The sequence below is a fragment of the Amycolatopsis sp. NPDC039088 genome (genome assembly GCF_055598845.1).
This window is the reverse complement of sequence record NZ_JBVKAE010000025.1, coordinates 49,317-61,543: the sequence shown is the minus strand read 5'-3', so window position 1 is coordinate 61,543 and position 12,227 is coordinate 49,317. Positions and strand designations below refer to the sequence as shown.

Annotated in this window: 9 protein-coding genes; 2 read left to right on the top strand and 7 right to left on the bottom strand. The window is 69.0% G+C overall.

The features are described from left to right. Positions 1-446: 446 nt before the first annotated feature. The 6 genes from ACZ7KI_RS28660 to rsmD all read right to left on the bottom strand — a co-directional run bounded on the left by ACZ7KI_RS28660 (position 447) and on the right by rsmD (position 4,535). Complete coding sequence (locus tag ACZ7KI_RS28660) at positions 447-1,172, bottom strand: DivIVA domain-containing protein (RefSeq protein WP_465501541.1); 726 nt, start codon at positions 1,170-1,172, stop codon at positions 447-449. Between the two features lie 121 nt (positions 1,173-1,293). Then, the gene (locus tag ACZ7KI_RS28655) at positions 1,294-2,058 is read right to left on the bottom strand and encodes a hypothetical protein (protein ID WP_470276168.1); all 765 of its coding nucleotides are present in this window, start codon (positions 2,056-2,058) and stop codon (positions 1,294-1,296) included. Next, entirely contained in the window at positions 2,058-2,573 is a 516-nt protein-coding gene (locus tag ACZ7KI_RS28650; RefSeq protein ID WP_470276167.1) for an RNA polymerase sigma factor, read from the bottom strand. Before ACZ7KI_RS28650 ends, ACZ7KI_RS28655 begins: the two co-directional genes overlap by 1 nt. Before the next feature lie 67 nt (positions 2,574-2,640). Then, positions 2,641-3,345, bottom strand: a complete 705-nt coding sequence (locus ACZ7KI_RS28645) for a ribonuclease domain-containing protein (protein ID WP_470276166.1) — start codon at positions 3,343-3,345, stop codon at positions 2,641-2,643. A 99-nt stretch (positions 3,346-3,444) separates the two neighbouring features. Then, the gene (gene coaD / locus ACZ7KI_RS28640) at positions 3,445-3,927 is read right to left on the bottom strand and encodes a pantetheine-phosphate adenylyltransferase (RefSeq protein ID WP_470276165.1); all 483 of its coding nucleotides are present in this window, start codon (positions 3,925-3,927) and stop codon (positions 3,445-3,447) included. 53 nt (positions 3,928-3,980) lie between these two features. After that, the gene (gene rsmD / locus ACZ7KI_RS28635; protein ID WP_470276164.1) at positions 3,981-4,535 is read right to left on the bottom strand and encodes a 16S rRNA (guanine(966)-N(2))-methyltransferase RsmD; all 555 of its coding nucleotides are present in this window, start codon (positions 4,533-4,535) and stop codon (positions 3,981-3,983) included. Between the two features lie 123 nt (positions 4,536-4,658). Here rsmD and ACZ7KI_RS28630 point away from each other — a divergent pair, with 123 nt between their 5' ends. After that, positions 4,659-6,773 (top strand): HelD family protein, encoded by a 2,115-nt coding sequence (locus tag ACZ7KI_RS28630; RefSeq protein ID WP_470276163.1) that lies wholly within the window; start codon positions 4,659-4,661, stop codon positions 6,771-6,773. 268 nt (positions 6,774-7,041) lie between these two features. Here the strand turns inward: ACZ7KI_RS28630 and ACZ7KI_RS28625 are convergent, their stop codons facing one another. After that, positions 7,042-10,857: an nSTAND1 domain-containing NTPase gene (locus tag ACZ7KI_RS28625; protein ID WP_470276162.1), complete on the bottom strand. Its 3,816-nt coding sequence runs from the start codon at positions 10,855-10,857 to the stop codon at positions 7,042-7,044. Positions 10,858-11,030: 173 nt separating this feature from the next. On the opposite strand from ACZ7KI_RS28625, the gene ACZ7KI_RS28620 reads away from it, so the two are divergent. Next, positions 11,031-12,026, top strand: a complete 996-nt coding sequence (locus ACZ7KI_RS28620; RefSeq protein WP_470276161.1) for an LLM class flavin-dependent oxidoreductase — start codon at positions 11,031-11,033, stop codon at positions 12,024-12,026. The last annotated feature ends 201 nt before the right edge of the window (positions 12,027-12,227 follow it).

Sequence of the window (12,227 nt, the reverse complement as noted above, 5' to 3'; positions counted from 1 at the left end):
CCTTCACTACCGTCAGCGTAGGCAAGGAAGCCTTCACCACCGGGGAAACGCGTAGGCAGCAGCGACCACAGCCCGCGACACGACACGTTTGACTTACCCCTCAATAACCCTCATTAACACTCACGACCCCGCACGGAAACGTATTTAGCGGCATCAATCGGACAGTCGATCGGGTGGCGGTGTCCCTTGTGGGCACTGAAGCCCGACTGGTGTCCAGAATCAGGCCTGCTCTACCCCGGCCCGACCTTGATCAACGGAAGATCGGGGACACTCAATGTCCCCGATCTTCCGTTGATCAAGCTCCGCCCCTGGTGCGCGGCCCGTGACAGTGCAGGAATAGTCGCCTGACCTGCAAGATCGCGACTTTGCCGAGACCCTGCCTTGATCGTAGGGAAGGAGGCCTTCACGGACTTTTCTGGTCAGGTTGGCGCGTGTGGCGACCGCGGCTAGGACTGGTAGTCGTACAGCGAGGTCCGGCTGTTGCCCGGCAGGTTGACCGGGGACCGCAGGTGGTTGCGCCCGGAGTCGACCGTCCGCAGCGTGGTCGCCAGCAGTTCGGAGAACTCGGCCAGCTTGCCGTCGACGTAGGCGTCGCAGTCACTGCGCTGCTTGTCGGCCTCGACGTGCGCCTCGTCGACGATGCGCGCCGCCTCGCCGTGCGCGGCCTGGACGACCTCGGTCTGCGAGACGAGCCGGGCCTGCTCGGCGCGGCCGTCCTCGATGGCGCGCTCGTAGGCGTCGCGGCCCGCCTGGATCATCCGCTCCGACTCGGCCCGCGAGCGGTCGGTGAGGTTCTGGAACTCCGCCTGTCCGGCGGCGACCATGCGCTCGGCCTCGCCGTGCGCGTCGCTCATCATCTGCTCGGCGCGGGCGCGGGCGTCGGCGAGGATCCGCTCGGCTTCGGCCTGCGCCTCGGCGACCGTGCGGTCCGCCTCGGTGTTCGCCGTGGAGATCGTCTCCGCAGCCTCGGTGCGGGCGGTCTGGATCAGCTGGTCGCGCTTGTCGAGGACGTCCTGCGCGTCGTCCACTTCACCCGGCAGGGCGTCGCGGATGTCGTCGAGCAGTTCGAGGGTGTCCCCCCGCGGTACGACGCAACTGGAGGTCATCGGCACGCCGCGGGCTTCCTCCACGATGGTGACGAGCTCGTCGAGCGCCTCGAAAACCCGGTACACGGCCCACTCCCTACCTAACAGCGATCCCCACATTCCCTGCGCTCAGTTTGCCCTCATCACCGCCGTAAGGGGTGAAAGCGCGCGGTACCGGGCGTGTCCCGCCCGGTACCGCGCGCCATGATCACCTCGGGTCGAACGCCGGATCCAGGATCAGCGCCAGCAGCTGCTGGTCGGTCAGGGACGGGCCACCACGGGTGTCGTCGTCCAGCGTGCCGAGATCGAAGACGTTGACCGCGCCCCCGCCAAGCCGGAAGGCGATCGCGTTGCGGCTGATGACCTTCCCGGTGGAGACACCCTGGCCGACGATGATGTCGCCCTCCTCGGCTCCGGACGACTTCGGAGTGGTTTCGGAGATCACCACGAAGCTTCCGTCCGGCTGGGGAAGCTCCACGCACCGCATCGGCTTCCTGTCCGGCCCGATCCCGTCGGCCATTTTCTCCGGGTTGCACCGGTCTTCACGCGGATAGCCCCCCTTCGTGCTCTCCGGACCGCTGATCGTGAGGTTGACGCCCCGCTGCCTCCCGTCGGCGTCGGTGTACCTGATTTGCGAGGTCTTCAGGTCCCCCTGCGCCGCCGCGAAGTTCCCCACTTCGATGTTCTTCGCGCCGGTGATCACCTTCGGCAGCACCTCCTTCAGGTGCTGGAGGTCGTCCTTCGGCGCGGGCTGCGCCGAGGAAGCGGCTGGCGAGATCCGTGCCGGACCCTCGCCCGGCGCCACGAACACCACCGCCGCCGCGATCACCGCCAGCGTCGCGGCCCCCGTCGCCGCCACCGCCCGCCGGTTTCGCACCTTCTTCGCCGCCGTCCCGGCGACCTCGTCCGGGTCGAAGCCGAGCGGGGGCTCGGCCAGTTTGATCCCCCGCAGCCTGTTTTCGAGTTCGTCCATCACGCGCTCCTCCCGGAGACAGCCTCGTCGTGCTGTCTCTGCAGGGCCGCGCGCAGGACGTCGAGTCCCCGCGCGGCCTGGCTCCTGACCGTCCCTTCCGAACAACGCAGCGCGACGGCGACCTCCGCGACCGGGAGATCGGCGCAGTAGCGCAGCACGACGGCGGCACGCTGTTTCGGTGGAACCTCGGCGAGGGCGCGAAGCAGCGAATCCGAGATCCCGGCATCGGCCGGGGCCACTGACTCTTCGGGGACGACGCCGTCGCGGTTCTCTCTGCTCCGCCATGGTCGTCGCCGCTCGTCGAGCCAGCAGCGCATCAGGATCTGCCTCGTGTAATTGTCGACGGGCCCTTTCCGGCGGACCTTCGGCCAGACCCGGTAGAGCTTGATGAGCGCGGTTTGGACCAGGTCCTCCGCGAGATGCCAGTCGCCGCAGAGCAAGTACGCCGTCCGCCTCAGCGGCAGCGCCTTTTCCCTGGCGAACTCCCTGAAGCTCGCATCGTCCCCAGACCGCATCGTGCCTCCTCGTCAGTGTTCCGGTGTAACTCACGGACGGGGAGGCACGAAATGTTGCATGGGAGGGTCAGCCGACGAGATTCACCAGCTTGAAGGTCGCGTAGCGGTCCGGCGTGTAGATGATCTCGCCGCCCTTGCCGGAGATCACGCGGTCGTTCGTGCCCACCGGGAACAGCTGGTAGTACCCGGCGGCGCACGACGGCAGCACACCTTCGCGGTTCTCGTAGACCGTGCCGGTGGCGCCGTTGCGGGCCTTGTTCACGACGGACTTCGCCGCGGCGGACAGCGTGGAGTAGCCGACCTTGGCGAGCTTCGAGGTGTCACCGCAGGTCGGCGTCGGCGCGGGCGTGCCGTCGACGTCGATCACGGAAAAGGTCGCGTAGTGGTCGCCCGTGTAGAAGAACTCGCCGCCGGACCCGGTGACGATGCGGCGCGCGCCGCGGTCGGGCGAGCCCGGGGTCGGCACGGTGTACTCGTGGTAGTAGCTCGAAGCGCACTTCGGGAGGATGTTCTCCCGGTTCGAGAAGACCGTTCCGTCCTTGTCCGGGTACGGGAACGGGCCACCCTTCTTGATGAGGTTGTACGTCGTCGTGGCCTCGGCGGGCAGCGACGAGAGCGCCGAATGCTTGAATCCGGTGAGATCCCCACAGGGGTTCTGTTGGAGGGAGACGGGCGTGTCCGCGGCCGTGGCCTGCGCGGCACCGATCCCCCCGAAGAAGGTGACTACCAGAACGAGCAGCGCGGCGGAGATCCGCGATCGTTTGTTGGTCATTTTCGGACCGTAACCCGATCGCGTATTCACCAGAAGGCGCCGAGATGAACTCTTCACCGCCGCTCACCGCTGACCGACCAACGGCTTCGGCCGTTCGGGTCAATCTCGTTCGGCGTACTTCTCCATGAGCCGTTTGAACACTATCGGCGGAACCAGGTGCTCGATGTCGCCGCCGAGCGCGGCGACCTCCTTGACCAGCGAGCTGGACACGAAGCCGTACGCCGGGTTGTTCGCCATCAGCAGCGTTTCGAGCCCGGTCAGCTCGCGGTTCATCTGCGCCATCTGGAGTTCGTAGTCGAAGTCGCTGACCGAGCGCAGCCCCTTCGCGACGGCGACGATGTCGTTCTCGCGGCAGTAGTCGACCAGGAGGCCTTGCCAGGAGTCGACGCGCACGTTCGGCAGCTTCGCGGTGATCTCGCGCAGCATGTCCATCCGTTCCTCGACGGTGAACAGGCCTTTCTTGCTCTTGTTCACCCCCACCGCGACGACGACTTCGTCGAAGAGCTTGGCCGCCCGTTCGATGATGTCGAGATGTCCATTGGTGGCCGGGTCGTAGGACCCGGAACAGACCGCACGCCGCATGCGCGGACGCTACCAAGGAGCGGGGCCCCCTGCGCGTTCATCCGTGCGCCGTCTCACACCTGATATTCCGCCCAGTAGAGGGCGGTGTCGCCGTAGCGCTTCGTCCGCATCGGCTCGAACCCCGGCGGCCAGTCCGGTTCGCCGTCCCGCGCGGCCCGTTCGATCACCACCAGCGCACCGTCCGCGACCCACCGGCCTGCCGCGAGCGCGGCCATGACCTCCCCCAGGCGGGTGGAATCCACGGCGTACGGCGGATCCGCGAGGACGACGTCGAAGGTTTCCGGCGCCGGGGCGGCGACGACGGACTCGACTGCCCCGGCGCGGACCGTGCCGCCGAGCCCCAGCGCGGCGACGTTCCCCTTGAGCACTTCGACCGCGCGGCGGTCGGACTCGACGAACAGCGCGCCCGCCGCGCCGCGCGACAACGCCTCCAGCCCGAGCGCGCCCGAACCGGCGTAAAGGTCGAGGACCTGGGTCCCTTGCAGTTCGCCGGCGACCTCCAACGCGTTGAACAGCGCTTCGCGTACGCGTTCCGACGTGGGCCTCGTGCCCTTCGGAGGGACCTTCAACCGCCTGCCGCCCGCGGTCCCCGCCACGATCCTGGTCATTGGAGCATCGTGCCTCAACGGCATCCGCCGTGGACGTTGGACGGGACTTGGTGAACCCGCCGCTCACCTCGCGTAGAGTCGTCCTTCGCCCTCGGAGGCGATAGAAGCGTTTAGGAGCGTTGCGTGTCCGAACCTCGGGTCAGACGGGCCGAGATCGCCATCGAGCAAGCCCATGTGGACAAGGTCTACACCCGGCTCGCCGAATTGCGTGCCCAGGCTGAGGCCATGCGTACCAAGGGCTATGAGATCGGCCATGGCGCGGGTCGTGAAGCCATCTTCGAACAGGCGTCGATGCTGTTCGAGCGCGACATGATGGTCTATCACGCCAACCAGACCCTCCAGACCCTCGACGCGGAGTACGAGGGCCTGGTGTTCGGCAGGCTCGACCACCTCGACAACGACCACATCTACGTCGGCCGTCTCGGCATCCGCGACGCCGAGTTCGACAACCTCGTCACCGACTGGCGCGCGCCCGCGGCGGCGGCGTTCTACCAGGCGACCGCCGAGGAGCCGATGGACGTCGTCCGGCGCCGGGTGATCCGGTGCTCGGGACAGAACGTGCTCGACGTCGACGACGACGTCCTGATCGCCGACGCGGTCCCCGAGGACATGCAGATCGTCGGCGAAGGCGCGCTGATGGCCGCGCTCGGACGTTCGCGTGGCGAGAAGATGCGCGACATCGTCGCGACCATCCAGAAGGAGCAGGACGAGGTCATCCGGGCGCCGTGGCGCGGGGTCACCGAGATCACCGGCGGCCCCGGCACCGGCAAGACCGCGGTCGCGCTGCACCGCGCGGCGTACCTGCTCTACCGCCACCGTCGCCAGCTCGGCGGCGCCGGTGTGCTGGTGATCGGCCCGTCCGGGGTGTTCACCAGCTACATCTCGCGGGTGCTGCCGTCGATGGGTGAGACGAACGTCGAACTGCGCGCGCTCGGCGAGGTCCTCGACGGCCTCGAAGCGACCCGTCAGGACCCGGCGCCGCTGGCGGCGATCAAGGGATCGCTGCGGATGCGCAAGATCGTGCTGCGCGCGCTGCGGGACACGCCGGAAGACGCGCCCGAGGACATGAAGATCGTCTATCGCGGTGAAGTGCTGCGGTTGAACGCGCGCGAACTCGACAAGGTGCGCCGCAAGGTGCACACCGCGGGCGGGCCCCCGAACCGGTCGCGGATCCGGGCCGCCGAGCTGCTGCTCGACGCGCTCGCCGCGAAGGCCGACCAGCACGCGAAGGACGACGGCCGTCAGATCGACAAGGCCGAGCTGATCACCGAACTCGGTGAACGCATCGAGTTCCACCGGTTCCTGGTGGTCTGGTGGCCGACCCTGTACCCGGCGCAGATCCTTCGCTGGCTCGGCGCGGAGAAGCGGCTCGCAGCCGCGGCGAAGGGCCTGCTCAACCGCACCGAGATCAGCATGCTCGCGGCCGACTTCGCGGACCGCTCGCGCGGGTGGACCATCGCGGACGTCGCGCTCCTCGACGAACTGCGCGTCCTGCTCGGCGAGCCACCGAAGCGGCGCAAGGGCAGGCAGAGCATCGAGGTCAACCCGGAACGCGGCGGCGCCCCGACCCGGCCCCAGCACTACGACGAGTACTCACACGTGGTCGTCGACGAGTCCCAGGACCTTTCGCCGATGCAGTGGCGGATGGTCGGACGGCGCGGGAAGTACGCGAGCTGGACCGTGGTCGGCGATCCGGTGCAGAGCTCGTGGCCGGATCCGGCCGAGGCGGCGATGGCGCGCGACCAGGCTTTCGGGCTCAAGACGACGCGGCGCCGGTTCACCCTGCGTACCAACTACCGGAACTCTGCGGAGATCTTCGACCTGGCCGCGAAGGTCGTCGCCGGGCACGCGGAGGCCGACGAGCTTCCGCGCGCGGTGCGGCAGACCGGCATCACGCCGGAGGTCCGTCCGGTCGAGGCCGCCGGGCTGGAGGCGGCGACGCAGGCCGCGGTGAAGGAGCTCCTGGGTGCCGTCGAAGGCACCGTCGGCGTGATCACCGCCATGGACCGGGTGCCCGAGGTCGAGGGCTGGCTCGCCGAGCTGTCGGACGAGCGGCTCAAGGTCGTCGGCAGCCTCGACTCCAAGGGTCTCGAGTACGACGCCGTCGTCCTGGTGGAGCCGAACGACCTCATCACGGAGTCGACGACCGGCCGTCGCGTGCTGTACGTGGCGCTGACCCGCGCCACCCAGCAGCTGACGGTGCTCGCCTCGAACCCCGACTGGATCCCGGCGGCCTGACCCACCTTCGCGTTTAGTCCTCTGGATGCGGTACTTGCACGCGCAACTACCGCATTCAGAGGACTGAACGCATGCGGGTGCGGGCGTGAAAAAGCTGAAGGGCTCCTTCAGGGCACTGGTGAATGTCCTGAAGGAGCCCTTCAGACCCCCGGTGAGTGAACGATGTGGGGACGCATCGCACGTCCAGGGGTATTTCTAGCGCCAATTCGTTGTTCGGTGTCACGGCGTCGCCACCGAACAACAACGCCGAACAACGAATTGGCGGTGGTCACGGGCACGGTGGCCGGTAATCGAGCCCCGGCAGGTGCTGCTCCCACTCCGCGGGCGTGATCCGCGGGTGGACGGTCGCGCAGATGCGTTCGGCAGCCTGGTCCGGGCTGGTTTCCCATAACCGCACGCTCCCATCGGCGACGGAGCCCGCGAGGGTGTGCCCGTCCGGTGCGAACGTCACCGCGTTGACCCGGTCGACATCGTCGGTCAGGATCGCCGACTCGCGGACGACCCCCGGGTCGGAGACATCCCATAGTCGCACGGACCGGTCGTAGCTGCCGGTTGCGAAGGTTTTCTGGTCCCCGCTGAACGACACCGAGATGACGTTGTCGGTGTGTCCGGCCAGCAACGCGGCCTCGCGGGGAGCCGCCGGGTCCGTCACGTCCCAGATCCGCGCGGTGCGGTCGGCACTGCCGGTGGCGACGCGTTTGCCGTCGGGGCTGTAGGCCACCGAGAACACCGTGTCGGAGTGTCCCTTCAGCACCGAAAGCTGCTTCGGCGCCTTCGCGACGGAGATGTCCCACAGCCTCGCGGTGTGATCCCAGCCGCCGCTCAGCAGGGTGCGCCCGTCCGGGCCGAACGCGATGGAGTGGACGTCGTCCTCGTGTCCGGTGAGGGTCGCGAGTTCGACGGGTCGCCGGATGTCGGCCACGTCCCACAGTTTCACCGTGTGCCCGGTGCCCGCGGTCGCGAGCGTCCGGCCGTCCGGGCTGAACGCGACCGGGTCGATTTCGTCCTCCGGGCGGTAGAAGACGCCCGCGTCGACCGGCTTGCGCGGATCGGTGACGTCGATCAGTCGCATCGTGTGGTCCCAAGAGCCGGCGGCGAGCGCCCGGCCGTCGGGACTGAGCGCGAGCCCGCAGACGCCTTGGCCGAAGCCGGTGACCTTGCTCAGTTCGCGCGGGTTCCGCTTGTCGGAGACGTCGACCAGGCGCACCGCGCCGTCCTGGCTGCCGGTGGCCAGCAGTTTCCCGTCGGCGCTGAACACCGCCCGGCACGCCGATCTCGACGGCCCGCTGATCGCGGGGCCGGGCAGATCCCACAGCCGCGCCGTCTGGTCGTCGCTCGCGGTCACCAGCGTGCGGCCGTCACGGGAGAAGAGCGACCAGACCACGGCGGCGGTGTGCCCGGCGAGCGGCAGTTTCTCGCGGGGCTTCTGCGGTTCGGCGACGTCCCACAGTCGCACGTTGCGGTCGAAACCGGTCGTGGCCAGCGTCATCCCGTCGGGACTGAACGCGACGGACCGCACGATGCTCTTGTGCGCGGCCATCGTCCCCAGCGGCTGCGGCGCCATCGGATCGGCGATGTTCCACAGGCGCGAGGTCTGGTCCGCGCTCGCGGTGGCGAGCGTGCGGCCGTCCGGGCTGAACGCGGCGGCGTGGACGATGCCGGTGTGCCCGGTCGCCACCCCGAGCGGCCTGGCCTTGAGCGGGTCGGCGACGTCCCACAGCCGCACGGTCTTGTCGGCGCCTGCCGAGGCGAGCGTCCGGCCGTCGGGCGCGTAGGCGAGACCGTTGACGTTGCCGGCGTGCCCGGGGAGGGTGGCCACGAGCACCGGCTTCGCGAGGTCCCGGACGTCGAACAGGCGGACCGTACCGTCGCCGTCCGCGGTGGCGAGGACCGCCGCCACCGGGCTGAACGCGACCGCGTTGACCCGGCTCGGATGTTGCCCGAGCACCACACCCGGTCCGGGTTTCGCCGGATCGGTGACGTTCCACAGGCGCGCGGTCTTGTCCCAGCCCGCCGTCGCGACGGCACCGCCGTCACCACTGAACGCCACCGAGTTGACGTTGGCGGTGTGCCCGGACAGCGTGGCCAGTTCGACCGGACGGTGGGGGTCCTTGACCGACCACAGCTTGGCCGTCTGGTCCCAGCTCCCGGTCACCAGCACCTGACCGTCCCCGCGCAGGGCGGCGGAGTTGACCCGGTTGCCATGCCCGGCGACGCGGGTCGAGTACGGCGACTCGAGCATCCCGAGCACGCTGCCGCGGGTGTCCACGCTCGGATCGACGCGGTACGCCGCCAGCGCGAGCTGGGCGGCCAGCGCCGGATTCGTCGCGCGCATCGCGAGGGCCTGTCCGGCGACCTTCTGCGCGAGCGCGCTGTTGCGCTGGCTGGTCGCGGTCTGCTCGGCACGGACGGCGTAGACCATCGCGGCCGTGGCGAGCACCAGGAGCACAGCCAGGAGCGCGACCAGCTGGCGCAGCCGCCGGGTACGGCGCCGCGCGATGGCCTGCTCGTGGTTCTCGATGGCCTCACTCGCGTCGAGGAACCGGCGTTCACGCTGGGAGAGAGCGCTTTCGTGCTCGCCTGCCCATTCCATGGCGATGGCCAGCCGCGCGCCGCGGTAGAGCCAGCCCTCGTCGCGGCCGACCGATTCCCAGGCGTCGGTGGCCTCGGTGAGCTGGCGGTGCACGCGCAGGCCCTCGCGATCCTCGGCGAGCCACTCGCGCAGGCGCGGCCAGCCGCGGATCAGCGCCTCGTGCGCGATCTCGATGCCGTTGTCGTCGAGGGTGACCAGCCGCGACGATGCCAGCCTGTCCAGCACGACGGCGACATCCGGATCGTCGGCGTCCACCTCGTCGCGGGTGATGCGGCGCTTGGTGTCTTCGGTGCCTTCGCCGAGCGCGGTCATCCGCAGGAAGATCTGGTTCGCCAGGCGCTGCTGACGTTCGCTCAGCGCGGTGAACGTGTGCTCGGAGGTCTGCGCGACCGAGCGTTCGATGCCGCCGGTGGATTCGTAGCCGGCGAGGGTGAGGGTGTTGCCCTGACGGCGGCGCCAGGTCTCCAGCAGGGCGTGCGAGAGCAGCGGCAGCACGCCGGGTTGCCCGGTCGCGTCGGCGACGAGGCGGGAGACCAGCGCGTTCTCGACCCGGTATCCCGCGTCGATCGCCGGCCGCGAGATGGCCTGCCGCAGTTCCTCGGTGCTCATCGGGCCGACGAGGATCTGCGCGTCCTGCATGGCCTCGACCAGCTCGGGATGCCGCGCGCAGTGCGTGTAGAAGTCGGTGCGGATGCCGAGGACGACCCTGGTCCGGCTCTCCGGCTCCGTCGTCGCCGTGGCCAGCGCGGACAGGAAGGCGGCCCGCTCGTCGGCGTCCTGGCAGAGCGTGAAGACCTCTTCGAACTGGTCGACGACCAGCACGACGTCGCCATCGCGGTCGGCGACCAGCTGACGGGCGGCGAGACCGAGGTTGCGCGGATGCTCGGTGAACTCGGCGAGCAGGCCGCCCGGCGCGAGTCCGAGCGCGGCGCCGAACTGGACGGCGCACTCCTGCAGCGGACGCGAACCGGGGGTCATCAGCAGCGTGACCGACTCCTCGGCGACGGCGGGCAGCAGACCCGCCCGGAGCAAAGACGACTTACCGGAACCGGAAGCTCCCAGAACCGCGAGAAATCGTTGCCTCGATAGCCGGGTGACGAGTTTTTCGACAAGTCGTTCGCGACCGAAGAATCGGCTCGCGTCGGCGGGCCCGAATGCGGTCAAGCCGATATAAGGGGCCGATTCCCCATTGACCGGGGCAACCGGTGAATCGCTGACTCCACGGCGCGTCCGCTCGGTCACGTCGTGCCATCGAGCCTCCCACTCCGCCTCGGAGCCCTCGCAGGCCCGGACGTAGGCCAAGGTCACCGCCAAGCTGGGCATCTTCTTCCCGCCGGCGGCTTCGGACAGGGTGCCCGCCGAGTAGTGGGCGCGCCTGCCCAGCTCACGGTAGGTCGGGTTTCCGGCTTTCTCCCGCAGCCGCCGGAGATCGGCGGCGAACTCCAGCAACGGATCGTCCCCGGGGTCCAAAGGTCGCTCCGGACGCGGCACCCTTAATCCTTTCTTTTCAGTGGTTTTCCCACAGCCGTATAAGGGGCAACCGTACCGTGGAAACGGTGGAAGTCCGCCGGGTACCGGTTCCCTCGCGTCGGTTAATTTCGATCGCTTGATAGGTGTCCGGAGTCACGGGAAGGGATCGGGGGCCGGACGCGTTGTACCGGTGCGTGACCTCCTTGCCTGACATCCCGCTGTCCGTACTCGACCTCTCGCCCGTCGTGGCCGGGGGCGGCGTTGGCGAATCGCTGCGCAACACCCTCGACCTTGCCCGCCGGACCGAGGCACTCGGCTACCATCGCTACTGGCTCGCCGAGCACCACAACATGCCCGGTATCGCGAGTTCCGCGACCGCCGTGATGATCGGCCAGGTCGCGGCCGCCACCGAACGCATCCGCGTCGGCTCCGGCGGGGTCATGCTGCCGAACCACGCGCCGCTCGTGGTGGCCGAGCAGTTCGGCACCCTGGAGGCGTTCCACCCCGGCCGGATCGACCTCGGCATCGGCCGCGCGCCCGGCACCGACCAGCGGACCGCGCTGGCGCTGCGCGGCCCCGGCGGGCTCACCGCGGAGAACTTCCCACAGCAGTTCGCGGAACTGCTCGCCTACTTCGAGCACTCCGACCAGCGCGCGGTCAACGCCGTGACCGCCGAGGGCAACAAGCCGCCGGTGTGGCTGCTCGGGTCGAGCGGCTTCAGCGCGCGGATGGCGGGAGAGCTGGGCCTGCCGTTCTCGTTCGCGCACCACTTCAGCGCCGAGAACACGCTTCCCGCCGTGGCGCTCTACCGAGACTCGTTCAAACCGTCGGACGTCCTTGACGAGCCGTACGTGATGCTGGGCGTGTCCGTGGTGGCCGCCGAGACCGACGAGCGGGCCCAGTACCTGGCGGGCCCCAGCGGTCTGACGTTCCTCAGCCTGCGCAAGGGCCGACCCATCCCGCTGCCGACGCCGGAGGAGGCCGCGGCGTACCCGTACACCGACATCGAGCGCGTGTTCATCGAGGACCGGGCTTCGAGCAGCATCATCGGGTCGCCCGAGACGGTCCACAAGGGACTCGAGACGCTGCTGGCCGACACGGCCGCGAACGAGCTGATGATCACGACCATGGTGCACGACCAGGCGGACCGGGTGCGGTCGTACGAACTGGTGGCCGAACTGGCTCGCTGAGGGGCTTCACGCGTTGCCGTCCGGTGCGGGGAGTGCCGGACTCGCGCCATGAAAGGTCCTTTCCTTGCAAATTTTGCGAGGAAAGGACCTTTCATGGCGTCCAGAGGACTACTTGCGTCACTGCCAGCGGCACGCCGTGAAGGACTCCTTGAGGGACTCTGGGTCCCTCAAGGAGTCCTTCACGGACCCGGAACGCCATCA